23 protein-coding genes are annotated in these 24,159 nt (G+C 75.4%); 12 read left to right on the top strand and 11 right to left on the bottom strand.

Going from position 1 to position 24,159, the window contains the following annotated elements; genetic code table 11:
- The 4 genes from MNZ39_RS15905 to MNZ39_RS15890 all read left to right on the top strand — a co-directional run.
- A partial coding sequence (locus MNZ39_RS15905; RefSeq protein WP_242340063.1) for a 4Fe-4S dicluster domain-containing protein occupies positions 1-673 on the top strand: 673 nt, incomplete at its 5' end.
- Between the two features lie 6 nt (positions 674-679).
- Positions 680-2,197, top strand: coding sequence for a hydrogenase iron-sulfur subunit (locus MNZ39_RS15900; RefSeq protein ID WP_242340062.1), 1,518 nt, complete (start codon positions 680-682; stop codon positions 2,195-2,197).
- Positions 2,194-3,711 carry a Ni/Fe hydrogenase subunit alpha gene (locus MNZ39_RS15895; RefSeq protein WP_242340061.1) on the top strand — a complete coding sequence of 506 codons (1,518 nt, stop codon included), beginning with the start codon at positions 2,194-2,196 and terminating at the stop codon, positions 3,709-3,711. Before MNZ39_RS15900 ends, MNZ39_RS15895 begins: the two co-directional genes overlap by 4 nt.
- Positions 3,708-4,175 carry a hydrogenase maturation protease gene (locus MNZ39_RS15890; RefSeq protein WP_242340060.1) on the top strand — a complete coding sequence of 156 codons (468 nt, stop codon included), beginning with the start codon at positions 3,708-3,710 and terminating at the stop codon, positions 4,173-4,175. Before MNZ39_RS15895 ends, MNZ39_RS15890 begins: the two co-directional genes overlap by 4 nt.
- A gap of 51 nt (positions 4,176-4,226) precedes the next feature.
- Here the strand turns inward: MNZ39_RS15890 and MNZ39_RS15885 are convergent, their stop codons facing one another.
- Positions 4,227-5,045 carry a Sir2 family NAD-dependent protein deacetylase gene (locus tag MNZ39_RS15885; RefSeq protein WP_242340059.1) on the bottom strand — a complete coding sequence of 273 codons (819 nt, stop codon included), beginning with the start codon at positions 5,043-5,045 and terminating at the stop codon, positions 4,227-4,229.
- A 101-nt stretch (positions 5,046-5,146) separates the two neighbouring features.
- Between MNZ39_RS15885 and MNZ39_RS15880 the strand changes: the two genes are divergently transcribed.
- The 3 genes from MNZ39_RS15880 to MNZ39_RS15870 all read left to right on the top strand — a co-directional run bounded on the left by MNZ39_RS15880 (position 5,147) and on the right by MNZ39_RS15870 (position 7,913).
- Positions 5,147-6,706: an ATP-dependent DNA ligase gene (locus MNZ39_RS15880; RefSeq protein WP_242340058.1), complete on the top strand. Its 1,560-nt coding sequence runs from the start codon at positions 5,147-5,149 to the stop codon at positions 6,704-6,706.
- A 13-nt stretch (positions 6,707-6,719) separates the two neighbouring features.
- On the top strand, positions 6,720-7,334 hold the full coding sequence (locus MNZ39_RS15875; protein WP_242340057.1) for a peptidylprolyl isomerase: 615 nt from the start codon (positions 6,720-6,722) through the stop codon (positions 7,332-7,334).
- Between the two features lie 138 nt (positions 7,335-7,472).
- Positions 7,473-7,913: a carboxymuconolactone decarboxylase family protein gene (locus MNZ39_RS15870; RefSeq protein ID WP_242340056.1), complete on the top strand. Its 441-nt coding sequence runs from the start codon at positions 7,473-7,475 to the stop codon at positions 7,911-7,913.
- 299 nt (positions 7,914-8,212) lie between these two features.
- On the opposite strand, the gene lepB is transcribed toward MNZ39_RS15870, so the two are convergent.
- The 10 genes from lepB to MNZ39_RS15820 form a co-directional block, all read right to left on the bottom strand.
- Positions 8,213-8,902, bottom strand: a complete 690-nt coding sequence (gene lepB / locus MNZ39_RS15865) for a signal peptidase I (protein WP_242340055.1) — start codon at positions 8,900-8,902, stop codon at positions 8,213-8,215.
- A 14-nt stretch (positions 8,903-8,916) separates the two neighbouring features.
- Positions 8,917-10,146, bottom strand: a complete 1,230-nt coding sequence (locus MNZ39_RS15860; RefSeq protein ID WP_242340054.1) for an ABC transporter permease — start codon at positions 10,144-10,146, stop codon at positions 8,917-8,919.
- The gene (locus MNZ39_RS15855) at positions 10,143-11,405 is read right to left on the bottom strand and encodes an ABC transporter permease (RefSeq protein ID WP_242340053.1); all 1,263 of its coding nucleotides are present in this window, start codon (positions 11,403-11,405) and stop codon (positions 10,143-10,145) included. Before MNZ39_RS15855 ends, MNZ39_RS15860 begins: the two co-directional genes overlap by 4 nt.
- Positions 11,402-12,130 (bottom strand): ABC transporter ATP-binding protein, encoded by a 729-nt coding sequence (locus tag MNZ39_RS15850; protein ID WP_242340052.1) that lies wholly within the window; start codon positions 12,128-12,130, stop codon positions 11,402-11,404. The genes MNZ39_RS15855 and MNZ39_RS15850 overlap by 4 nt, the downstream gene beginning before the upstream one ends.
- A gap of 2 nt (positions 12,131-12,132) precedes the next feature.
- Complete coding sequence (locus MNZ39_RS15845) at positions 12,133-13,521, bottom strand: efflux RND transporter periplasmic adaptor subunit (RefSeq protein WP_242340051.1); 1,389 nt, start codon at positions 13,519-13,521, stop codon at positions 12,133-12,135.
- The gene (locus MNZ39_RS15840; protein ID WP_242340050.1) at positions 13,522-14,865 is read right to left on the bottom strand and encodes a TolC family protein; all 1,344 of its coding nucleotides are present in this window, start codon (positions 14,863-14,865) and stop codon (positions 13,522-13,524) included.
- A 6-nt stretch (positions 14,866-14,871) separates the two neighbouring features.
- Positions 14,872-15,600 (bottom strand): YIP1 family protein, encoded by a 729-nt coding sequence (locus MNZ39_RS15835; protein WP_242340049.1) that lies wholly within the window; start codon positions 15,598-15,600, stop codon positions 14,872-14,874.
- Positions 15,601-16,073: 473 nt separating this feature from the next.
- Complete coding sequence (locus tag MNZ39_RS15830; RefSeq protein WP_242340048.1) at positions 16,074-16,553, bottom strand: DUF1360 domain-containing protein; 480 nt, start codon at positions 16,551-16,553, stop codon at positions 16,074-16,076.
- A gap of 39 nt (positions 16,554-16,592) precedes the next feature.
- Positions 16,593-18,008 carry a cyclopropane-fatty-acyl-phospholipid synthase family protein gene (locus MNZ39_RS15825; RefSeq protein ID WP_242340047.1) on the bottom strand — a complete coding sequence of 472 codons (1,416 nt, stop codon included), beginning with the start codon at positions 18,006-18,008 and terminating at the stop codon, positions 16,593-16,595.
- A gap of 162 nt (positions 18,009-18,170) precedes the next feature.
- Positions 18,171-19,061 carry a helix-turn-helix transcriptional regulator gene (locus MNZ39_RS15820; RefSeq protein ID WP_242340046.1) on the bottom strand — a complete coding sequence of 297 codons (891 nt, stop codon included), beginning with the start codon at positions 19,059-19,061 and terminating at the stop codon, positions 18,171-18,173.
- 17 nt (positions 19,062-19,078) lie between these two features.
- Between MNZ39_RS15820 and modA the strand changes: the two genes are divergently transcribed.
- From modA to MNZ39_RS25005, 5 genes are all read left to right on the top strand, one after another.
- Positions 19,079-19,837: a molybdate ABC transporter substrate-binding protein gene (modA, locus tag MNZ39_RS15815; RefSeq protein ID WP_242340045.1), complete on the top strand. Its 759-nt coding sequence runs from the start codon at positions 19,079-19,081 to the stop codon at positions 19,835-19,837.
- A gap of 3 nt (positions 19,838-19,840) precedes the next feature.
- Positions 19,841-20,515, top strand: a complete 675-nt coding sequence (gene modB / locus MNZ39_RS15810; RefSeq protein WP_242340044.1) for a molybdate ABC transporter permease subunit — start codon at positions 19,841-19,843, stop codon at positions 20,513-20,515.
- On the top strand, positions 20,500-21,603 hold the full coding sequence (locus tag MNZ39_RS15805) for an ABC transporter ATP-binding protein (RefSeq protein WP_242340043.1): 1,104 nt from the start codon (positions 20,500-20,502) through the stop codon (positions 21,601-21,603). Before modB ends, MNZ39_RS15805 begins: the two co-directional genes overlap by 16 nt.
- Positions 21,604-21,857: 254 nt before the next feature.
- Complete coding sequence (locus tag MNZ39_RS15800; protein WP_242340042.1) at positions 21,858-23,162, top strand: inositol-3-phosphate synthase; 1,305 nt, start codon at positions 21,858-21,860, stop codon at positions 23,160-23,162.
- 108 nt (positions 23,163-23,270) lie between these two features.
- Positions 23,271-24,159 (top strand): glycosyltransferase family 4 protein (locus MNZ39_RS25005; RefSeq protein ID WP_242340041.1); only part of this gene is annotated, 889 nt, incomplete at its 3' end.

Genomic DNA, 24,159 nt, shown 5'->3' with positions numbered 1-24,159 from the left:
CGGGCTCGATCGCGCGCCCGGCGCGGCGCGGCGGGCGGCGGCCCTCGCGGCGAGCGGGGTCGAGCTCCTGCCCGCGGCGCTCGTGCCCGGCGCGGTCGAGGCGTGCGCGGACGGACTGCGCGCGCGCCTCTCCGACGGGGCGGAGCGGAAGGCCGACCTCGTCGCGATCCACGCGCCCGCGCGCGGCGCGGACGGGGCCGAGGCGCTCGCGCGGCTCCTCCGCGTCGACTCGGACGCGCGCGGGTTCCTCGCCGACGGGGGCGCGAGCCCCTTCGAGCCCACGGCGACGCGCATCGCGGGCGTGTACGTCGCCGGCGCGGCGGCCGGGCCTCGCCCCATCCACGAGGCGATCCGCGACGGCACCGCCGCCGCCGGGCTGGTGCTCGCCTCGCTCGCCCCGGGCGACCTCTTGCCGCTCGAGCCGCTCGCCGCGGAGATCGACCCGGCCCGCTGCGGCGGCTGTGCGCTGTGCGTGGCGGCCTGCCCCTTCGGCGCCGTCGGCCTCGACCCCGCGACCGGGCGGGCGCTGGTGGCGGCGGTGCACTGCCGAGGCTGCGGCACCTGCGTCGCCGCCTGCCCGGCGGGCGCGGCGACCGCGCGGCACTTCACCGGCGCGCAGATCGCGGCGGAGATCACGGCGCTCCTGCGCGGCGCGCCGGGGAGCGGGGGGTAGCCGCGGATGGCGCACGAGCCCCGCATCGTCGCGTTCCTGTGCAACTGGTGCGCGTACTCGGCGGCCGACCGCGCCGGGCAGGCGCGCCTCGAGTACCCGCAGAGCCTCCTCACCGTGCGCGTCATGTGCAGCGGGCGCGTCGAGCCGGCCTTCGTGCTCCAGGCCTTCCGCGAGGGCGCGGACGGCGTGCTCGTGGCGGGCTGCCACCCCGGCGACTGCCACTACCTCGACGGCAACCTCAGGGCCGCCGCGCGCCACGCGGTGCTGGTGCGCGCCCTCGAGCAGGCGGGCATCGAGCCCGCGCGCTTCCGGATCGCCTGGGCGAGCGCGGCGGAGGGCGAGCGCTTCGCCGCGACCGTACGCGAGATGACCGAGGCCCTCCGGGCGCTCGGGCCGCTCGCCTACCCGGCCCGCGCCGCCCTCGACGGCGTGGAGGAGGTGCGCGCGCTCTCGCCCGCGCTCGACGGCGTCGAGGACGGGCGTTCCCTCGCGCCCGCGCGCGGAGGGCCGTCCGGGTCCGCGGCGCCGCTCCCGCCCCGCGCCCCCGGCAAGCCGCGCGTCGCCTTCTACTGGAACGCCTCCTGCGGCGGCTGCGAGGAGGCGGTGATGGATCTCGGCGAGGGGCTCGCGTCCCTGCTCGAGCGCGTCGAGGTGGTGCTCTGGCCGGTGGCGCTCGATCACAAGCGGGCCGACGTCGAGGCAATGCCCGACGGCGGGATCGACGTCGCGTTCGTGAACGGCGCGGTGCGGCTCAGCGAGCAGGACGAGTGGTCGCGGCTCCTGCGTCGCAAGGCGCGCGTGCTCGTCTCCTTCGGCGCCTGCGCGCACATGGGGGGCGTGGTCGGGCTCGGGAACCTCTCCTCGCCGGCCGAGCTCCTCGACGCGGCCTACCGCCGCCCGGCGTCGGTCTCGAACCCGGACGCGCCGCTCCCGGGCGGCCCGGTCGCCGGAGGAGGCGGCCTCTCGCTTCCCGTGCTCCTCTCCCGCGCGCTCCCGCTCGCCGAGGTGGTCCCGGTGGACTACACCGTCCCGGGCTGCCCGCCCTCGCCGGCGATCGTCGAGGCCGCGCTCGACGCGCTGCTCGGCGACGCTCTCCCGCTGCACGGCGCCGTGCTCGCGCCGAACGTCGCCCTCTGCGACGGGTGCCCGCGCAAGGGCTCGCGGCCGGAGCGCCTCTCGGTGGCGTCGCTGCGCCGCATCGCCACCACCGCGCTCGACCCGGAGCGCTGCTTCCTCGCGCAGGGGCTCGTCTGCCTCGGGCCGGGGACGCGAGCGGGCTGCCAGCCGGGCTGCATCGAGGCGGGCATGCCGTGCCGGGGCTGCTTCGGTCCGCTCGACGGCGTGCGCGACCCGGGCGCGGCGATGCTGTCCGCCTTCGCGTCGCTCTTCGCGGGCGGAGAGGCGGAGGTGGTCGCGCTCGCGGACGCGCTGCCCGATCCGGCGGGCACCTTCTGGCGCTACTCGTACGCGGCCGGGCTCGTGCCCGCGCGCGTGCGGCCCGCCTCGGAGGGGGGCGAGGGATGACGCGCCGGATCACCATCGACCCGATCACGCGCCTCGAGGGTCACGGCAAGATCGAGGTCTTCCTCGACGCCGACGGGAACGCGGAGAGCGCGTTCCTGCAGGTGCCGGAGCTGCGCGGGTTCGAGCGCTTCTGCGTGGGCCGGCCGGCGGAGGAGATGCCGCAGCTCACCGCCCACGTCTGCGGCGTCTGCCCGGCGGCGCACCACATCGCGGCCGCCCGCGCGCTCGACGCGCTGTACGGCGTCGTCCCGCCCGCCGCGGCCCGGAAGCTCCAGGCGCTCTACTACAACCTGTTCATCTTCGAGGATCACCTCCTCCACTACTGGTACATGGGCGGGCCGGACTTCTACGCCGGCTCCTCGGCGCCCGCGCCCATGCGGAGCATCGTCGGCGTCCTCGCGAAGGTCGGCGCGGACCTCGGCCGGCGCATCCTCGGCGCCCGCAAGGAGGCGCGCGAGCTCATGGCCGCCATCGCGGGGCGCACCATCCACCCCGTGTTCGCGCTGCCGGGCGGAGTCTCCCGTCCGCTCGACCCCGAGACCGTCCGCCGCGCCCGCGAGCTCGCGCCCGGGCTCGTCCGGTTCGCGGCCGACACGCTCGAGTCGTTCCGCGCGGCGGTGCTCGGGAGCGGCGAGTACGGCGAGGCGCTCTCGAGCGAGGTGTACCGCGTCCGCTGCCACTCGATGGGCATGGTGGACGAGGCGGGGCGGCTCACGTTCCTCGACGGAGCGCTGCGGGTGGTGGATCCGCAGGGCGGCGAGCTCGCGCGCTTCCAGCCTAGAGACTGGCTCCTCCACCTCGCCGAGCGGGTCGAGCCCTGGACCTACGCGAAGCTCACCTTCCTCAAGGCGAAGGGCTGGACGGGATTCACGGAGGGTGACGAGAGCGGGCTCTACCGGGTCGGGCCGCTCGCGCGGCTCAACGTCGCGCGCGCGATGGCGACGCCGCGCGCCGAGGCGGAGCGCCAGCGGCTCTTCGACGCGCTCGGCTGGCCGGCCCATCAGACGCTCGCGTTCCACTGGGCGCGCCTCGTGGAGGCGCTCCAGGCGGCGGAGGCGGTCGAGGCGCTCGCGGCGGATCCGGACCTCGAGGCGCGCGAGCCGAGCCAGGTCCGCACCGTGCCCGCGCCGCTCGCGGGGCCGTCCGAGGGGGTCGGCGTGGTCGAGGCGCCGCGCGGCACGCTCATCCACCACTACGCCACCGACGCGGACGGCCTGCTCACCGCCGCGAACCTCGTCGTGGCCTCCCAGCACAACGCCGCCCCGGTGCAGATCTCGGTGCGCAAGGCGGCGCGCGGGCTCATCCGGAACGGGAAGGTCGATCCCGCGCTCCTGAACCAGCTCGAGATGGCGTTCCGCGCCTACGACCCCTGCAACGCCTGCGCGTCGCACGCGCTCCCCGGCGAGCTGCCCCTCGTCGTCACCGTGCGCGGGCCGGACGGCGCGGTGCGCGAGGTGATCCGGCGGCGGGTGTCCACCGAGGATGACGGTGCCGATGCGGGGGCGGGGGAGTGAGCGTCCCGGTCCTCGTCCTCTGCCTCGGGAACGCGCTCCGCAGGGACGACGCGGTGGCGCTCCACGTCGCCGACGCGCTCTCGCGCGAGGGTGCGCCGGGCGTCACCGTCCGGCGCAGCGCCGCCGCCGGGCTCTACCTCCTCGACGACATGGAGGGCTTCGACCGCGTCGTGGTGGTGGACGCGGTGCGGACCGGTGGTCATCCGCCCGGGACGGTGCTCGCCTTCCCGCTCGACGCGCTCCACGCGCCCGAGGGGCCCTCGCCCCACGCCATCGGCCTGCCCTCAGCGCTCGCTCGCGCCGCGGCGTCGGGCGCGCCGGTCCCATCGCGCATCGAGGTGGTCGCCGTCGAGGCGCTGGCGCTGGACGAGGTGGGCGAGGGGCTCACGCCCGCGGTCGCCGCGGCGATCCCCGCGGCCGTCGCCGCGGTGTGGCGGGCGGTGGCCGCGCTCGCCGCGCCGTGAGGACCCGCGCTGCGAGGGCCCACACGGGACCTCGGCAGCGTGCAGCGCTCATCACAGCGCCGCGTCGATCCGCTCCAGCGCCTCGCGCGCGCCGCTCGCGATGGAGAGGTGCGGCGGGCGCACCTCCGGCTCGCGCGGGTTCACGCGCACGAGCGTCGCGCCCGGGCGGGCGCCGAGCCGCTCGGAGTGCCAGCGGATCGTCGGCACGGCCGTGCCCGCCCCGAGCTCCAGGATCACGAGGCGCGCCTCGCCCCGCTCGTCCAGCCACGCCTCGAAGCGCTCGGCCTGGGCGTCGGTGCGCGAGGAGAGCCACGCGCCGTCGCCGAACATGAGGATGTTCGGGCGCGCCACGCCGCGGCAGCGGAGGCAGCGGGGGATGCGCTGCGCGCGCATGGTCGCCGCGTCCACCGCGACGTCCTCCTCGTTCGGCCAGATCGTCCCGCAGCACGGCTCGGTGCACTGGAGGTGGTGGATGGAGCCGTGGACCTCGAGCACCTGCTCCGCGGGGAACCCCGCCTTCTGGAACTGACCGTCCACGTTCGAGGTGACGACGAAGCAGGGGAGGCCGAGTCGCTCCGACCAGCGCAGGAGGAGCGCGAAGCCGGGGTGCGGCGCGGTCTCCCGGTAGAGGCGCGCCCGGTGCCCGTAGAAGCCCCAGCCGAACGCCGGGTCCGCCTCGAAGTGGACCGGGTTCGCCGCGTCCACGAACGAGATGCCGAGCCGCTCGTAGGGCGGGTACGCCTTCCAGAAGCCTCGGTCGCCGCGGAAGTCCGGGAGCCCGGAGTCGACGCCCATGCCGGCGCCGGCGGTGACCACGAGGGCACCGGCCGAGCGGAGTGCGGCGGCGGCGGCGGCGTGCGGGTCGGGCATGCGCCGGATTGTACGGCGACCGGCCCCGAGGCGGCGCGGCGCGGCGCGCTCGTGAGGGGCCCCGGCTCGTCCCGGGCCGGGGGGCCGGTTAGGGAACGAGGGTGCAGCTCGCCGAGCTCGTCCAGGCCTCGAACGCCGTCGCCCGCACCGCCGCCCGGCTGGAGAAGATCGCGCGGCTCGTGGAGGCGCTGCACGCGCTCGCGCCGGAGGAGCGGCGCGCCGGGGCGAGCTGGCTCTCGGGGGAGCTCGCCCAGGGGCGCATCGGGCTCGGCCCCGCCGCGGTGCGGCGTGCGCTCGCGGCGACGGAGCCGGCGGGCGCGGCGACGCTCTCGGTCGCGGAGGTGGACGCCGCGCTCGACCGGATCGCGGCGGCGCGCGGCGGCGGCTCGGGCGGCGAGCGCGCGCGGCTCCTCGCGGCGCTCCTCGCGCGCGGCACCGCCGAGGAGCGCGACTTCCTCGGGCGGCTCCTGCTCGGCGAGCTGCGCCAGGGCGCGCTCGAGGGTGTGCTGGTGGAGGCGGTGGCGCGCGCCGCGGGGCTCTCCGCGAGCGACGTGCGCCGGGCGGTGATGATGGGCGGCGCGCTCGCGCCGGTGACCGAGGCCGCGCTCTCGGAGGGCGCGGCGGGGCTCGCCCGGTTTCGGCTGCGGCTCCTGGAGCCCGTCCAGCCGATGCTCGCGCAGCCGGCCGGCGGGGTGGACGAGGCGCTCGACGCGCTCGGCGAGGCCGCGCTCGAGTGGAAGCTCGACGGCGCGCGCGTGCAGGTCCACAAGGACGGGGAGCGGGTGCGCGTCTTCTCGCGGACGCTGCGCGACGTGACGGTGGCGGTCCCGGAGGTGGCGGAGGCGGTGCGCGCGCTCCCCGCCTCCTCGCTCGTGCTCGACGGCGAGGCGATCGCGCTCCGCGCCGACGGCTCGCCCGAGCCGTTCCAGGTCACCATGCGCCGCTTCGGCCGGAAGCTCGAGGTGGGGCGCCTGCGCGAGGAGCTGCCGCTCTCGGTGCTGTTCTTCGACGCGCTCCACGCCGGGGGGGAGGACCTCGTCCTCTTGCCCTTCCGCGAGCGGCACGCCGCGCTGGCGGACGCGCTGCCCGGGCCCCTGCGCGTGCCCCGCCTCGTCACCGCGGACCGCGCGGCCGCCCAGGCCTTCCTCGACGGCGCGCTCGCGCGCGGTCACGAGGGGCTCGTGGCGAAGTCGCTCGCGGCGCCCTACGAGGCGGGCCGCCGCGGCGCGAGCTGGCTCAAGGTGAAGCGCGCGCACACGCTCGATCTCGTGGTGCTCGCCGCGGAGTGGGGCAGCGGCCGCCGCCGGGGCTGGCTCTCCAACCTGCACCTCGGCGCGCGCGATCCCGCGAGCGGCGGGTTCGCCATGCTGGGCAAGACGTTCAAGGGCATGACCGACGAGATGCTCGCCTGGCAGACCGAGCGCTTCCGCGCGCTGGCGCTCGGCACGACCGACGGGTACGTGGTCCACCTCCGCCCGGACGTGGTGGTGGAGATCGCTTTCGACGGCCTGCAGGAGAGCCCCCGCTACCCGTCGGGCCTCGCGCTGCGGTTCGCGCGCGTGAAGCGCTACCGTCCGGACAAGCGCCCCGAGGACGCGGACACGATCGAGACGGTGCGCGCGATCCACGCGCAGCAGCTGGCGGGGGAGCGCCGGCCGTGATTCACTGACCGTCATGCGCTCCGCCGTCGCCGCCGCGCTCGCCGCGTGCCTGCTCCTCGCCCCCGCTGCCCGCGCCCGCCCGGTCCGCGCGCCGGAGCCGCCCGAGCACCCGCGCGTGCGCCTCGAGACCGAGCTCGGCGCGATCGAGCTCGAGCTCGATCGGGCGCGTGCGCCTCGCACCACGGCGAACTTCCTGCGCTACGTCGAGGCGGGCCGCTACGACGGCGGCCGCTTCCATCGCACCGTGCGCGCCGACAACCAGCCCGACGACCGCGTCCGCATCGCGGTCGTCCAGGCGGGCGTCGATCCGGCGAAGGAGGCCGAGGACTTCCCGCCGATCGCGCTGGAGCGGACGCGCGACACGGGCCTCCGTCACCGCGCCGGGACGCTCTCCATGGCCCGAGCCCGACCGGACACCGCGACGAGCGACTTCTTCGTCTGCCTCGACGACGAGCCCGAGCTCGACTCGGGTGGACGCCGGAACCCGGACGGTCAAGGCTTTGCCGCCTTCGGGCGCGTCATCGCCGGAATGGACGTCGTGCGCCGCATCCACGCGTCGCCCGCCAAGGGCCAGGCGCTCGATCCGCCCGTCCGCATCCTGCGCGCGCGCCTCATGGGGACCCGCTGATCGCGGGAGCCTCCGTCGATTGCGGCGTTCCGCCGCATCGCTAGATCCCTCCCCGACGCCGCGCCGACCGGGCCGCGCGGCCGGCGGCGACCCCGATCGCCGCGGCCCGCGATCGACGAGCGCCACGAGGAGAGCGACATGGCCGACGTGAAGGCGATCCATGACGAGGTGAAGCAGCTGTTCGGGCTCGTGCCGACCTGGGTGAAGGAGATGCCCGAGTCGGCGGTGACCGGCTTCTGGACGCTGATGCGCGACTTCCAGCTCGCGGAGACGCGCATCCCGAACAAGTACAAGGAGCTCATGGGGCTCGCGGTGGCCGGCGCGACCCGCTGCCGCTACTGCGCGCTGTTCCACACCGAGGCGGCGCGAATGTTCGGCGCCACCGACGAGGAGATCGCCGAGGCGAGCATGATGAGCGCCGCGACGATGGCGGGGAGCACGTTCCTCAACGCGCAGCAGACCGACTACGACACCTTCGCCCGCGAGCTGCGCGAGATGCTCGAGTACATCCGCGCCCACCAGCCCGCCGCGGCCGCCGCTACGAGCGCCACCCAGCAGCAGCCGCCGATGCAGCATTGAGGGTCTAACCGGGGCTCGCCACACGCATGCTTCGCGGGAGGGGCCCCGCGCAACGCACGGGGAGGGGCGAAGCCCCTCCCCGCCCCCGCCTGAGCACGGGGTGAGTGCCAGCGTGCTGCTGCACGCGATCAGCAGGGAGGGGCCCCGTCGCGAAGCGACGGGGAGGGACGCAGTCCCTCCCGGCGGGGAACGGTCGCGAACCCGCGTCAGCGGGCGCGACCGTTCACGGCCCCCGCCGAGCAGGGGGTGGGGCCCCGACGAGCTTTGCTCGGCGGGGCGGGGGACGGAGTCCCCCGCTTCTAATGATTCACGAAGTGAAACAGACGATCCCAGCGCGGCCCGCCCGGACCCCAGGACACGAGCGCGAGCCAGGCGCGGCCCTTGATGCGGCCGACCGGCACCGGGCCGAACACGCGGCTGTCGGCGGAGTGGTCGCGGTGGTCGCCGGCGAGCCACACCGTCCCGTCGGGCACCTTCACCGACGGTACGTCACCGCACGGCAGGTAAGGCGTGCAGAAGGTGTGGTAGCGGTGATCGACGAGCGACTCGACGAAGTCGACGCACGGCTCCTCGCGCCAGGGGCCGCCCTCGTTCTTGTTCCAGTAGTTGCAGCGTCCGGGGACGCGCTCGCGCGGTACCGGCGCGCCGTTCACGACGAGGTGGCCGTCCCGGATCTCGACCGTGTCGCCGCCCACGGCGACCACCCGCTTGATGAGGTCGTCGTCGCGCGGGTTCCCGGGCGGCGCGAGCAGCACGACGATGTCGCCGCGCGCCGGGCTGCGCCAGGTGGCCTGCGCCGTCTCGGTGAACGGCAGGCGCGCCCCGTAGGCCCACTTCTCGACGATGACGTAGTCGCCGATCTGCAGGGTCGGGATCATCGAGCCCGACGGGATGTAGACGGCCTCGTAGAGGAACGTCCGGAACGCGAGGACCGCGAGGATGGTGAACGTCCAGCCCCGCACCTCTTTGACGAGCTTCGACCGGTCCACGCGCCCCGCGTCTCCTATTCGGTCCGCATCGCCTCGACGGGGTCGAGCTTCGACGCCCGGGCGGCGGGGTAGATGCCGAACAGGAGGCCTGCCCCGCCCGCGGAGGCGAGGGAGACTATCACCGCCCACGCCGGGATGCTCGCGGGAACTTGCCAGATCTCCCGCGCCCCGAGCGCGAGGCCCGCGCCGAGCAGGACGCCCACGAGCCCCCCGAGGGCCGAGAGGACGACCGACTCAACGAGGAACTGGGAGAGGATGCGCCGGCGGCGCGCGCCGAGCGCCATGCGGATGCCGATCTCGCGCGTCCGCTCGGTCACCGACACGAGCATGATGTTCATGACGCCGATGCCGCCGACGAGGAGCGCGAGCGCGCACACGCCGAACGTCGCGGCGCCCACCATCTTGGCGAGGTTGTCGAAGAGCTGGGCGGAGGTGTCGTTCGAGAAGATCTCGAAGTCGCTCTCCTCGTGCGGCGCGAGCCCGCGGATGCGGCGGAGCTTCGCCACCACCTCCTCGAGCGCCCTGGGCGCGTCGTCCGGCGTCGTCGCGACCACGGCGATGTTGTTGTTCCGCACCTTCCCGAGCGCGCGCTCGTAGGCGGTCCACGGCACGACCGCCCATCCGTCCTTCGACTGGCCGAGGAGCGAACCCTCGCGCTCGGCGACCCCGATGACCTCGAAGGGCACGCCGCGGACGCGGACCTCCTGGCCGAGCGGATCCTGGCCGGGGAAGAGGATGTCCTGGACGTCGGCGCCGATGACGATGACCCGCCGGCCGAGCTGGACGTCGGTGTGGCTGAGGAACCGGCCGAGGGCGATGTCGACGCCGTTCGCGCGCTCGTAGTCCGGCAGCGCGCCGCAGACGCTGATGTTCTGCTTGGTCGTGCGATCCCGGGTGGCGAGGGCCTCCGGCCGGCGCGCCCACTCCTCGATCGACACGTAGGCGACGTGCGGCAGCTCGCGGAGCGCCTCGCCCTGCTCGCGGGTGAGGTCCGGGCGCCGTTCGTACTTCCGGTGGTCGTGCGGGCCGAACTGGAGCGCGGGCCACTTCTGCACCTGGAAGGCGCCCGCGCCGAGCGCGGCGAAGTCGCTCGTGAGCTTCAGGCGGAACCCCTCGGTGAGCGACATCATCGCGACCACCGTGGACGCGCCGATCACGATGCCGAGCAGGGTGAGCACGGAGCGCAGGACGTTCGCGCGGAGCGTCCCGAGGGCCATCGCGATGGTGTCGAGGAGGGCGGTCATTCGTAGCGCAGCGCCTCCACCGGATCGAGCCGAGCGGCCCGCCAGGCGGGCCACGAGCCGAAGAGGAGCCCCACGCCGGCCGAGAAGCCGATGCCGAGCGCCACCGCCGAGGGCGTCGCCGCGGCGGCGAGCGGCGTGAGGAGCGCGACGAGCTGGGCGACGCCCAGGCCGAGCGCCGTCCCGACCGCCCCGCCGAGCGCCGCCACCACCGAGGACTCGATGAGGAACTGGAGCAGGATCGTGCGCCGCCGCGCGCCCAGGGCGCGCCGCACGCCGATCTCGCGGGTCCGCTCGGTGACCGACACCAGCATGATGTTCATGATGCCGATGCCGCCCACGACGAGGGTGATCATGCCGACGCCGATGGCCACGCCGTAGAGCGCGCCGGTGAGCTGCCGGTACACCTTGAGGAACTGCTCCTGCCGGTTGAGGGCGAAGTCGTCCTTCTTGTCGGGCGGGACCTGCCGCACGCGGCGGAGGATGCCGACGAGCTCGTCCTCGAGCGCGGGGAGGTCCTCCGGCGCGGCGGCGACCGCGATGTTGAGCGAGCGCTTGCCGCCGAGGTCGCGCAGGAAGGTGGTGTAGGGGACGATGACGTTCGCGTCCATGTTCATGCCGAGGAGCTGCCCGCGGCGTCCGATGGTGCCCACCACGGTGAACGGGATCCCGTTCACGACGACCTTCTTGCCGAGCGCGCCCTCCGCCGTGGCGCCCGGGAACAGGCGATCGACGAGCTCCGCGCCGAGCACCACCGTGTTGCGCGAGAGATCGACGTCGATCTCCGCGAGGAAGCGCCCCGCTGCGACGGAGCCCGCGCCGGTCTCGAGGTACTGCGCGTTCGTGCCGATGATCTGGACGGACGAGACCTCCTTCTCGGCGCGCGTCACCGGACCTCTCGTCATCGCCATCGGCGCGATGGCGCTCGCGTGCAGCGCCTCGCGCTGGATGGCCTCGAGCTCGCGGCGGCCCAGGTCCTTGCGGTTGCGCATCTCCCACCACGCGTCGCGCCCCGCCACGAACCAGCCGAACTTGGAGACGTAGACCGTGCCCGCCCCGAGGGTCGAGATCTGCGACTCGAACGACGCGTTGAGGCCCTGGATGATCGCGACGATGGCGATCACCGTCATGACCCCGATGACGATGCCGAGGGTGGTGAGGAAGCTCCGCAGCCGCGCCCCGACGAGGTTCGCGAGGGCGATGCGGACGCCCTCGGAGATCTCCGAGGCCGCGCGGACGAGCCCGCGCCGCAGCCGCCTCATGCGTGCACCACGCGCGCCGCCGTGAGCGTGGCGACCTCCGCGCCCGGCCCGTCGCCGACCACCCGCCCGTCGGTGAGCCGGATGGCGCGGGGGCAGCGCGCGGCGAGCCGCGGCTCGTGGGTGACGAGCAAGATGGTGTGGCCGCGGCGGTGGAGATCGTCGAACAGGCGGATGATCTCCTCGCCGGTGGAGGAGTCGAGGTTGCCGGTGGGCTCGTCCGCGAGCAGGAGCGACGGCTCGCCGACGAGCGCGCGCGCGATGGCGACGCGCTGGCGCTGCCCGCCGGAGAGCTCGTTCGGCCGGTGGTGCATGCGGTTCGTGAGGCCGACCGCCGCGAGCGCCGCCTCGGCGCGGTCCCGGCGCTCGCGCCGGGAGACGCCGCGGTAGACGAGCGGGAGCTCGACGTTGGCGAGCGCGGTGGCGCGGGGGAGGAGCTGGAACGTCTGGAAGACGAAGCCGATCTCCTTGTTGCGAAGGTCGGCGAGGGCGTCGTCGGCCAGCCCCTGCACGTCGGCGCCGTTCAGCCGGTAGCTGCCGGAGCTCGGCGTGTCGAGGCAGCCGATGAGGTTCATGAGCGTCGACTTGCCCGATCCCGACTGGCCGACGATCGCCACCCACTCGCCGCGCTCGATCGCGAAGGAGACGCCGTCGAGCGCGCGGACGGTCTCTCCGCCCACCTCGTAGTACCGGCAGAGGTCCTCGACGAGGATCAGCGCGTCGTCCACGGCTAGCCCTTCCCCTTCGGCCCCTTCGCCCCCGGGACCTCCTCGGTGACGGGCTTCCCGTCGGCGAGCTCTCGCGAGAGGACGCGGTACGGCCCCTCGACGACCTTGTCGCCCTCCGCGAGCCCCTTCACGATCTCGATCTCGGTGTCGCTCGCGAGCCCGGTCTCGACCTCGCGCACCTTCGCGACGCCGCCGTCCACGACGAAGACCACCTTGCGGAGCGGCTCGCGGCGCGGCTTCTTGCCGGGCTTCGCCGGCGCGCCGCCGTTCTCCTGCGGCGGGTCCTCCTGGGCGGCCCCCTTCCCGCCGGCCCGCAGCTCCTTCTCCGGCCGCACGGTGACCGCCTGGATGGGCACCACCACCGCGCCGTCGCGGGTGTCCGTGGCGATCGCGGCCTGCGCGCTCATGCCGGGGAGCGCCCCCGGCACGCGCTCCGTGAGCGCGAGCCGGACGACGAACGTCGTCACCTCGCCCTCCGTGCCCGCGTTCTTCACGGTGGCGTTCCGCGCGACCTCGACCACCTGGGCCGGGAACTTCCGCTCCGGGATGGCGTCGATGTCGATGTCGGCGGTGTCGCCCTCCTTCACGAACACCACCTCGTGCTCGCCGACCTCCACGTTCACCTCCATCTGCGACAGGGTGGAGATGACGACGATGACGTCCTCGGAGAAGTCGGAGCCGCGCACGCGCTCGCCGACCTGCTTCTGGCGCTTCGTCACGACGCCGTCGATGGGCGCCGTGAGCGTGGTGAGCGAGAGGAGGTGGCGCGCCTCGCGCAGCGCCGCGTCGGCCTGCTCGATCCGCCCGCGGGCGGCGTCGGCCCGGGCGCGCTCGCCCTGGACCTTGGCGCGGGCCTGCTCCACCTCCGCCGTGCTCGCGTTGCCGCTCTGCGCGAGCCGCTCGACGCGCCCGAGCTCCTGCTCGAGCTGCGTCACGTTCACGTTCTGCGACTGGAGGTCGGCCGCGGCCGAGGCGCGCGCCGCGTCCTGCTGCGAGACCTGGGCCGTGTAGCGGCGCGCGTCGATGCGACCGAGCACCTGCCCCTTCTTGACGAGATCGCCCTCCTTCACGTTGAGCTCGAGGAGGTCGCCCGAGATGTTGGAGGACAGCTTCACCTCGGTCGCCGCCTGGAGCTTCCCGGCGGCGGTGACGATGCGGGTGATGCTGCCCTTGCGCGCGGTGATCGCCTGGATCGCGACCGGCGGCGCCGGGCGCGGCCGGAGCGAGAGGACCGTGATCGCGGCGACCGCGAGGACGAAGAGGGTCGCGACGATCCGCTTCGTCCAGCTCATGCGGATCCGCGGCGGAGGGCGGGCGAGGACGGGCCCCTCGGGCGCGGGGCGCTCGGCGGGCTCGGGGGCGGGCATCGATGCGGGGTTGTGCGTCGCCATCTAGATGGGTCCTCCCGCGGCGCGCGCGAGATCCGCGATCGCGACCGCGTGATCGATCCTCGCCTCGACGAGCGCGAGCTCGGCCTGGGTCAGCTTCAGGGAGGCGTCGCGCAGCTCGAGCTGCGTCGCGAGGCCGGCGTCGAGCCGCTCCCGCGCGAGCGCGAGCCCCTGCTCCGCCATCCGCAGGTTGTCGGTGGCGAGGGAGACCTGCCGCGCGCGCGCCTCGGCGAGCGCGCGGGAGTCGGTGATCTCCTTCGCGACCGCGTCGAGGGTCCGCTCCGCCGAGGCGCGGGCGCGCCGCGCGAGGCTCTCGGCGCGCTGCACCTCCGCGGAGGTGCGGCGGCCCTCGAACAGGTTCCACGACGCGACGAGCTGCACGCTCGCCGTGTAGTCGCGCGAGGGGTCGGAGTACACGCCCCCCTTGCCCGCGAGCTCCACGCCGTTGCGGTTGTAGCCGGCCTGCACGTCCAGCCGCGGCAGGTAGCCCGCCTGCGCGATGCGGATCGCCGCGTCGGCCGCCTCGACGCGCGCGCGCTCCGCGGCGAGCGCGGGGCGGCGCTCGCGGGCCGCGGCGAGCACCGCCTCGGCGGGCGGCGGCGCGCCGGGGGCGCCGGCCGCAGGATCGAGCGTCGCGGGCGGCACGACGCGCGCCAGGAGCGCCTCCTCGCCGAGCACCTGCGCGAGCGCGGAGCGCGCCTGCGCGACGAGGGCGCGCTGGCGCTCCACGTTGATGAGGTCGTTCCCGAGGTTCACGCGCGCGCTGTAGGTGTCGCTCTTCGGCGCGCGGCCCGCGGCGTAGAGCGCGTCGGAGCGATCGACGAGGTCCTTCGAGCGGGCGGCGGTGTTCTCGAGCACGGCGAGGCTCCGCTCCGCGCGGACCACCTCGTAGAAGCGGCGCGTGACGTCGAAGGCGGTGGCGAGCGCGGCCTCGTCGTACTGCCGCTCGGCGGCGCTCCGGCTGAAGCCGGAGCGCCGCACGTCGTTCAGGGTCGCCCAGTCGAACACGGGCTGGGTGAGCTGGAGCCCGAGCGAGTAGGCCTCGGTGTCGGAGGCGAGACCGGTCTGGACCACCTGGCCGGTGCTGGGGTCGTAGATGGCGCCCGCCTCTGAGGAGCGGCCGATGAAGCTGTGGCCGACCGACGAGGAGAGGTCGAGGCGCGGCAGCGCGCCGGCGACGCTCGCGGTCCGCTCGGCGCGGGCGAGGTCCGCGTCGGCGCGGGAGATGGCGAGCTCGGGGTTCGCGCGCGCCGCGAGCGCGAGCGCGTCGTCGAGCGTGAGGGCGCTCTCGGCGGCCGCGGGGGCGGCGAGCGCGAGCGCGAGCGCTGCGGCGATGGGACGGGCCAAGGCGGCTCAGCCTCCTCTCGGGCCGCCGAAGGCGGCGGCAGGGACGACCTTCAGCAGGGCGACGTAGGCGGCGTAGAGGACGATGGTGACGGTGAAGGCGCGGGCGCGCGAGGCGCCGGCGGCGCGCGCCATGCCGGTCGCGACGAGCACGACCGCCCAGAGCGCGAAGAGGTCGACGGCGGAGAGCGCGGCCGCGAGCGGCGGCGCTGCCCCCGACGCGAGGGCCGCCAGGCTCGAGGGCAAGAGCCGCGGCACCTCCTCCGGAGCGAGGGGCGCCCGGGCCACCGCGGCGGGGATCGCGAAGAGGCCGCCGAGCCACACGGGCAGCATCCCGTGCGAGGCGACCGCGAACGTCTCCTTGAAGCCGGGGCGGGTCCCCGCGACGCGGAAGCCCGCGAACAGGCCCGCCGCGGCGCCGAGGGCGAGGAGCGCCGGCGAGAGCGCCGCGCCGGCCCAGCCCGCGATGTGCCCGAGCTTGCGCGCGGTCGCGACCGCCTCCTCGCGCTGGAACTGCGTCATCTCCTGCGCCTCGGGGCCGCGCGCGCCCCGCTCGGCGGCGGCGGCGTAGTCGAGGCGGGGGAGCAGCACCGCGGCGAGGACGAGCGAGGCCAGGGTGGCGACGCCCAGGGCGGTGAGCGAGCGGCGCCGCTCGGCCACCTCGGCGATGCCGGCCGCCGGGGAGGTGAGCGCGCGAGCGACGACGGATCCGTCCTGGAGGAGCTCGGTCGTGGTCATGGCGAGGGGTGCGTACGGGCCCTTACGTAGCCGGTGCGGGGCGTATTTCACGCAGCCCCGCCCGGCTGTCAAAAGAACAGGGAGACGGAGCGACCCTCGGCGTGACGGCGGGACCGCGCCCGCGCAGCCGGGCCAGCGGGGAGGCTCGTCCCGGCCGCTCGCGGCCGCGTGCTCTCAGTGAAGCGGGGGAACGGCGAGCTCATGGTGGCGGAGCATCCCCCGGCGCGGTTGCGAACGCACGTCCTCGACGTGAAGAAAAGTGAAGGGCGGTGGGCCTTCCGGCCTCACCGCCCTCCAGCCCGTGAGGGCGACGGGCACGTTCTCGCGCCCACCTGCCTCACTGGTCCCCCCCGGTTCCCCTCGCACGAGAATGATCGACACCCCTCAGGCATCGGGCAACCGCCTACACTTGCGGCTGCAGCCACGCTGCCGTGGGCCGGCGCAGCGCACCACCGGGCGTGCGCTCCCAGTGCTCAGTGACGTCGCGAAGCGGCCGCTCGCTCGTCCGCCGCATCCTCCGCCTGGCGGCGCGGCGAATCGTCGCCTCCCTCGCGCAAGGCCTCCGCCCGCTCGCGCACGAGCCGCGTCGCCGCCTCCTCCGTCCGCTGCTGGCGACGCACGAGCCCCTGGCTCTCATCCACGAACCAGAAGGCGACGCGCATGAACGCGGCGATCACCACCACGAGGACGGACGAGAGGAACACGTCGAGGATCGTGGAGGCGAGACCCCAGCGCGGCGTCACGCGGACGTAGACCGCGCCGGTGAGCGGAACGAGCACGAAGGCGATCCAGTGGGACACGCAGTAGGGGCACGAGACGAGGTAGCCGAGCCACGTCTCCTTGCCGCCGAGCGCGTTGCGGAGGGGCTCGAACACCTTCTCCTTCGCGATCGTCTGGGCGAGGCCCATCACGACCGCCGACACGACGAGGAGGTGGAAGACGCGTTCCGCCATGGCCTCCTGCACAGGTAGCGACGCGGACCGCGCGCGGCATCACGCGGCGCCTGCCCGCACGGAGGGCGCTCCGGCGGCTCCGTTCTCCGCGAGGCCCGCGGCCCGGCGGATCAGCGGCCCGCGCCCGCCCTGCGGAGGCGCCGCGGCGAGGGTGCGCGTGAGCGGCAGCCCGCTCGCCCCGCGGGACGGCTTCACGTAGAGCGCCTGGAACACCGTGTTCTGCGCGCGGTCGAAGTCGTCCGCGGCGCCCGCCATGTACAGACGCCAGATCCGGTACGCCGCGGGGCCCACGAGGCGCTGGGCCTCCTCGCTGCGGCGCTCCAGGCGCGAGATCCAGTGGCGCAGCGTGAGCGCGTAGTGCTCGCGCAGCGACTCCACGTCGCGGAGCTCGAGCCCCGCCGCGACCGCCGCGGCCGCGGTCTCGTGCAGGAACGGCAGCTCACCGTCGGGGAAGACGTACTTCTGCACGAACCCGCCCACGCGGAGGAGCCTCGAGCGCAGCCCGTGATCGCGCGGCACCGCGGGCGAGATGCCGTGGTTCAGGAACAGGCCGCCCGGGCGGAGGAGCCCGAACGCCTGGCGGAAGTACGTCTCGAGGCGCGCGACGCCGACGTGCTCGACCATCCCGACGCTCACCAGCTTGTCGAAGCGCTCGCCGGAGAGCGCGCGGTAGTCGGCCACCTCCACGCGGCAGCGGTCGCCGAGACCGCGCGCGGCGATCCGCTCGCGCGCGAGCGCCGCCTGGGCCGGGCTGAGCGTGATCCCCAGCGCCGAGACGCCGTGGCGCTCGGCCGCCCAGGTGACGAGCCCACCCCAGCCGCAGCCGATGTCGAGGAGGCGATCCCCGGGCGCGAGGCGGAGCTTCCTGCAGACGAGCTCGAGCTTCGCCTCCTGCGCCTCGTCGAGCGAGCGGGTGGGCTCCTCGAAGTAGGCGCACGAGTAAACCATCCGCGCGTCCAGCCACAGCGCGTAGAAGTCGTTGCCGGCCTCGTAGTGGTGGCGCACCGCCTCGGCGTCGCGATGCGGCGTGTGCTTCCCGCCGCGGAGGTGCGCCGCGCGCGCGAGCGGCGCGGCCGAGGCGCGGCGGAAGAGCGCGGTCGCGAGCGGCGCGAGGGCGAGGAGCTCGCGCGGGCCGACGCGCAGCCGGTCCCGCAGCGAGATCGCGTGGACGAGGTCGCCCTCGACGTCCCAGTCGCCGCGGACGAACGACTCGGCCAGCGTGAGCTCGCCCGGCGGCCAGAACATCCGCAGGAGCGAGGCGGGGTGCGTGAGCACGAGGACGAAGCGCGCCTCGAGCCCCGCGGCGGGGGGGAGTGTCTCGCCGGTCCAGAGGCGGACGGCGAAGTCGCGGGGGCCGAGCGGCGCGAGCAGCACCTCGAGCGCGCGGAGCGTGCTCCGAGTGTCCGAGGCCGCCGGGATGCGGTGGCGCTCGAGGGCTCGCGCAGGGGTCGCCATGGCGTCCTCCGATGCGGTGGTCGATGAGCGCCGCGGCGGCGGCGCGCAGGGGCCTTCCGGGTCGCCCGTGCGAGGTTCCCCGCCGGACGGGCGAGCGCGCGCCCGATGGGCCGGGGGCGCGAGCGCAGCGGGAGGGATCCGCCCGCGCTGGCAGCGCCGCCATCACGCCGCGTCGTAGCGGATGTCGCCCGCCCCCGCGGCGTCGTAGCCCGGGACCTCTCGCGCCGCGAGCGCGAACGCCGCCGACTGGGCCACCTCGCACAGCCGCACCACGCGCGGATCGCCGAGGTCGCTCGCGCGCACGAGCAGGCCGTACGGCTCGCGGGCGAGCGGGCGGAACGCGAGCCCGAGCCGCGCGGCCCACGCAGCCGAGGCGAGGCCGACGTCGGCCCGGCCCGCGGCGACCGCCGCGGCGACCTCGGCGTGCGAGGCGAGGAGGATCGCGCCGGCGTGCGCGGCGGAGGGGTCCAACCCGGCCTCCGCGAGCGCCGCGTCGAGGTGGGCGCGGACGCCGGCGGTGGGTGGGCGCGAGACGAGCCGGAGCCCGGCGAGCGCGGAGAGGGGAGGCACCTCGCGGCCTGCGCGCGCGACGAGCCCGACCTCGCGAGAGACGAGGTGCACGCGCGCGAGCCGCTCGCCGTCGAGCTCCGGCGGGAACGCACCGGCGTGGGCCCCGGCCGCGAGCACGGCCCGCCGGCGCAGGAGCGCGAGCCCCTCGCCCATGTCGGCGGGGACGAGCCCGAGCACCGGCTCGCCGCGGTCGCGCGCGAGGCGCAGGAGGAGCTCGACCGCGACGTCGCCGTTCGCGGCGACGAGCGGCGGCGCGAGCGGGGCCGCGCCGCCCCTCGGGCCAGAACCGTCGGAGCCTGTCGCCTGCGCGCCCGTGCGAGCCGCCCAGCCGAGGACGTCGTCCCGCTCGAACCGCCACTCCGCCCCCACCCGGCGGGCTGGCAGGCCCCGCTTGAGGAGCCTGTAGACCTGCTTCGGGTGGACGCGGAGGAGCTGCGCGACCTCTTCGGTGGTGAGGAGCGAGTTCGCCACGAGGAACAACATGCTACCATGTTCTCCGAATGCGTTACCTGATGCTCCTCCTGGCGGTGCTGGCTGGTCCCGCCCGGGCCGTCGCAGAGCGCCAGCCGCTCGCCGTCGCGGCCGCCGCGAACCTGAAGCCGGCGCTCGACGAGCTCGTGCAGGCGTTCCAGGCGAGCCGGCCGGAGGCGACGGTGAGGGTGACCTACGGCGCCTCGGGCGCGTTCTTCGCCCAGATCCGGAGCGGCGCCCCGCTCGACCTGTTCTTCTCCGCAGACCGCGAGTACCCGCAGAAGCTCGTCGAGGCGGGGCTCGCGCAGGGGGAGGTCGTCTACGCCATCGGCCGGCTCGCGGTGTGGGTCCCCGCACGCTCGCGCCTCGACCTCGAGCGGCGCGGCCTCGCCGCGCTCGCGGATCCCGCCGTCCGCAAGGTGGCGCTCGCGAACCCGGCCCTCGCGCCCTACGGGCGGGCGGCGGAGGCGGCGCTCCGGGCCGCGGGCGTGCTCGACGCCGTGAGGCCGAAGCTCGTGCTGGGGACGAGCGTCGCGCAGGCCGCCCAGTTCGCCCTGACGGGCGCCGCGGACGCGGCGCTCCTGCCGCGCTCGCTCGCGAGCGCTCCGGAGCTCGCCGCCGCCGGCCGGAGCGTCCCGGTACCGGACGCGCTCTCCGCGCCCATCCAGCAGTCCGCCGTCGTGCTCGGAGCCGCGCACGCCCCCGCGCTCGCCCGCGACCTCCTCGCCTTCGTGCGGGGCGCCGAGGGCCGGCGCATCCTCGCCCGCCACGGCTACGCGCTCCCCTGAGGCATGGATCTCCAGGCCCTCAGGCTCTCGCTCTGGCTCGCGACGCTCACCACGCTCGCGCTGGTCCTGCTCGGGCTCCCGCTCGCGCACTGGCTCGCGACCACGCGCTCGCGCCTGCGCTTCGCGGTCGAGGCGGTGGTGGCGCTGCCGATCGTGCTGCCGCCGACGGTGCTCGGCTTCTACCTGCTCGTCGGGCTCGCGCCGCGGACCGCCGCCGGGCGCGGCTTCGAGGCGCTCCTCGGCCACCCCTTCCCGTTCTCGTTCGCGGGGCTGCTCGTCGCCTCGGTCCTCTACAGCCTGCCCTTCGCCGTGCAGCCGTTCGCCGCCGCGCTCTCGGGCGTCGACCGGCGCCTCGTCGAGGCCGCGCACACGCTGGGAGCCTCTCCGCTCGCCACCTTCTTCCGCGTGACGCTCCCGCTCGCCTGGCACGGCGTGCTCGCCGGCGCCGTGCTCGCCTTCGCGCACACCCTCGGCGAGTTCGGCGTCGTGCTGATGGTGGGCGGGAACGTGCCGGGCGAGACGCGCACGCTCTCCATCGCGCTCTTCGAGCAGGTCGAGGCGCTCGACTACGCCGCCGCGAACCGCACCGCGGCCTTCCTCCTCGCCGCCTCGTTCCTGGTCCTCGTCGCCGTCCACGCGCTCCAGCAGCGGAGGTTCCCGCGATGGGACGCACGCTGAGCCTCGACGTCGAGCGCCGCTTCGCGGCCGGCCCGGTCGTCCGCGCCCGGGTGGAGCTCCCGCTCCAAGGCGGGCTCGTCACCGTGCTCTTCGGCCCCTCCGGCTCGGGCAAGACGACCGTCCTCCGCCTCCTCGCCGGCCTCGATCGGCCGGACGCGGGCGAGATCCGCATGGCGGGCGAGACCTGGGCGGACGCGGCGACCGGCGCGTTCGTGCCGCCGCAGCGCCGCGGCGTCGGGCTCCTCTTCCAGGACCACGCGCTGTTCCCGCACCTCACCGTGGCGGGGAACGTCGCCTTCGGGCTCTCGGCGACGCCGCGCGCCGAGCGCGCCGCGCGGGTGCGGGAGGTCGCGCAGCGGATGGGGATCGCGGAGCTGCTCGACCGCCGGCCCGCCGCGCTCTCCGGCGGGCAGCGCCAGCGCGCCGCGCTCGCGCGCGCCCTCGCGCCGCGGCCGCGGCTCCTGCTCCTCGACGAGCCGCTCTCCGCCCTGGACGCGCCCACCCGCGAGCGGCTGCGCGGCGAGCTGCGCGCGCTCCTCGAGTCCTCCGGCGTACCCGCCATCGTGGTCACGCACGATCGCACCGAGGCGCTCGCGCTCGGCGACCGCATGGTGGTGCTGGCGCAGGGCGGCGTGCGCCAGGTCGGGCCGGTGCACGAGGTGTTCAGCGCGCCCGCCGACGTGGAGGTCGCGCGCATCGTCGGCACGGAGAACGTGCTCCCGGGGCGCATCGCCGCGCGTGAGGGCGGTCTCGCAACCGTGCTCGCCGGCGCGCTGGTGCTCGTCGGCGTCGATCCCGGCGGGTTCGAGGGCGAGGCCTACGCCTGCGTGCGCGCGGAGGACGTGGTGCTCGAGGACGCCGCCCCGCACGGCTCGTCCGCGCAGAACCGGCTGCCCGGGGTGGTCGTCGCGCGGCTCGAGGAGGGCCCCCTCGTGCGCGTCGCGGTGGACTGCGGAGCGCGCCTCGTCGCGCTCGTCACGCGCCGCTCCGCCGACGCGCTCGCCCTCGTCCCCGGCCGCGCGGTCGTCGCGCGTGTGAAGGCACCCTCGGTACGGATCGTGCCGCGCGCGCCGGCGGCGGGCGGGTAGCGGCGCCGGTTCCACGCCGCGGTGCGCGTTCGCGGTGCGCGTTCGCGCGCGCTCCTCGCACGCCGAACCCATCCCACTCGCACCGGCTCCCCCGAACGCGGCCGAGCAGGCGCGACCCCGACATGCCGGGGAGCGGGTGCACGACCACTCGGCCCCTTCCGCCGCGGCGCACCATGCGATAGAAACCGCGCTCAACCGTCGGCCGTGCCCCTTCCTGGTGCAGGAGCAGGCGGTCAGCCTACGAGGAACCACACATGAAGACCGGTTTGGGGGTTAGGCCCGTGCGGAAAGGCGAGAAGCTCGCCGTCCTTCTGCCCGGCATGGGTGCCGTGGCGACGACCGCTGTCGCCGGCGCGATCGCCGTGCGGCGGAAGCTCGCTTCCCCGATCGGCTCGCTGACGCAGCTCGGCCACCTGATCGACGAGCGGGGCGAGGTCGGTCCGCGCGTCTCCGACGTGCTCCCGCTCGCGAGCCTCGACGACCTCGTGTTCGGCGGCTGGGATCCGATCCCCGACGACGCGTACGCCGCGGCGAGCCGCGCGAAGGTGCTCGGCCACGAGCACCTCGACCCGATCCGCGCCGAGCTCGAGGCGGTGAAGCCCATGCCGGCGGTGTTCGACAAGGAGTGGGTCCGCCGGCTCGACGGGCCGAACGTGAAGAAGGGCTCGCTGCGCCAGAAGGCGGAGGAGCTCCAGGCCGACATCCGCGGCTTCATGCAGAAGAACGGCTGCGCGCGCGGCGTGATGGTGTGGACCGGCTCCACCGAGGTCTACGCGCAGGTCGGCGCCGCCCACCTGTCCTTGAAGGCGTTCGAGGCGGCGCTCGACAAGAGCGATCCGACCATCGCGCCGTCGATGATCTACGCGTACGCCGCGCTCAAGTGCGGCATCCCGTTCATGAACGGCGCGCCGAACCTCTCGCAGGACACCCCCGCGCTCCAGGAGCTCGCCGAGCGCGAGGGCGTCGTCACGGGCGGCAAGGACTTCAAGACCGGCCAGACCCTGATGAAGACGACGATCGCGCCGATGCTCCGGGCGCGGCTCCTCGGCCTCGACGGGTGGTTCTCCACGAACATCCTCGGCAACCGCGACGGCGAGGTGCTCGACGACGCCGCGAGCTTCAAGACGAAGGAGGTCTCGAAGCTCGGCGTGCTCGACCAGATCCTCGACCCGCGCCGCCACCCCGAGCTCTACGGGGACATGGATCACAAGGTCACGATCCACTACTACCCGCCGCGCGGCGACAACAAGGAAGGCTGGGACGCGATCGACATCGTGGGGTGGCTCGGCTATCCCATGCAGATCAAGGTGAACTTCCAGTGCCGCGACTCGATCCTCGCGGCGCCCATCGTCCTCGACCTCGCGCTCCTCGCCGACCTCGGCCAGCGCGCGGGCGAGAAGGGCGCGCAGGAGTGGCTCTCGTTCTTCTTCAAGAGCCCCGTCGTGGCCCCCGGTCACTCGCAGGTGCACGACCTCTTCCAGCAGCAGACGAACCTGCACGCCCAGCTCCGCCGCTACGCGCAGGCCGTCGCGGCGGCGTCGCAGAGCAAGGTCGGGTAGCCGCGCGCGGCCGCCCCTCCTGCTAGAGTGGGCCCCGCCCGCCTTCGCGGGCGGCGGGGCCACCTCGGCGCGGCGGCCGCTGCGCGCAAAAGCTCCGGGTGTCCCCGCGTGCGCATCTGCATCGTCACGCCGTACGACCTCTCGCACGAAGGCGGCGTGAACCGGCACGCGCAGGCGCTCGCCCGCGCCATCGGCGGCGAGGGGCACGAGGTGCGCGTCCTCGGTCCCGCGAGCGGGGCGGTGCCGGACGGCTGCGACGGCGTGCCGGGCGTGGTCCCGGTGCCGGCGAACGGCTCGGTGGCCCGGATCGGCCTGCTCCAGTCGGCGAGCGCGACCCGCACGTACCTGGAGGCCGGCCGCTTCGAGCTCCTCCACGTGCACGAGCCCATCGTCCCCGGGCCCGGACGGCACGCCCTCCGCCTGGCGCGCGTCCCCGTGGTGGCGACGTTCCACGCCAACGCCGAGCGTGAGCTGCCGCTGCAGCGTGCGCTCCGCGCCGTCGCCTCGGCGGGCCTCTCGCGCATCGACGCGGGGATCGCCGTGTCCCGGGCGGCCAAGGCGTTCTCGCGCACCATCTACCGCGGCCGCACCGCGGTGATCCCGAACGGCGTGGACCTCTCGCGCTTCGCCGCCGCCTCGGCGGCCCGGCCCCCGCGTCCGGCGGACGGGCCCGCGGGCGGGGCGGTCCGCGTGCTGTTCGTGGGGCGCTTCGCCGAGCCGCGGAAGGGCTTCTCCGTCCTCCTCGACGCGGTGGCGCTGCTCCGCGCGCAGGGGCGCGGCGTCGAGGTGGACGTCGTCGGCGCCGGCGCGACGGAGCGGTTCCGCGCGCGCGCCGCGCACCTCGGCGTGAGGTTCCGCGGGCGCCTCGAGGACGCCGCGCTCGCCGAGGCGTACGCGCGGGCGGACGTGTTCTGCGCGCCGTCGCTCGGGGGCGAGAGCTTCGGGATGGTGCTCGTCGAGGCGATGGCCGCGGGCTGCCCGGTGGTCGCGAGCGACC

This window comes from Anaeromyxobacter sp. SG66 (assembly GCF_022690805.1).
In the GTDB taxonomy this organism is placed as follows: Bacteria; Myxococcota; Myxococcia; order Myxococcales; family Anaeromyxobacteraceae; genus Anaeromyxobacter; species Anaeromyxobacter soli.
The sequence above is the reverse complement of the archived record's forward strand: the minus strand, read 5'-3'. Positions and strand labels throughout refer to the sequence as shown.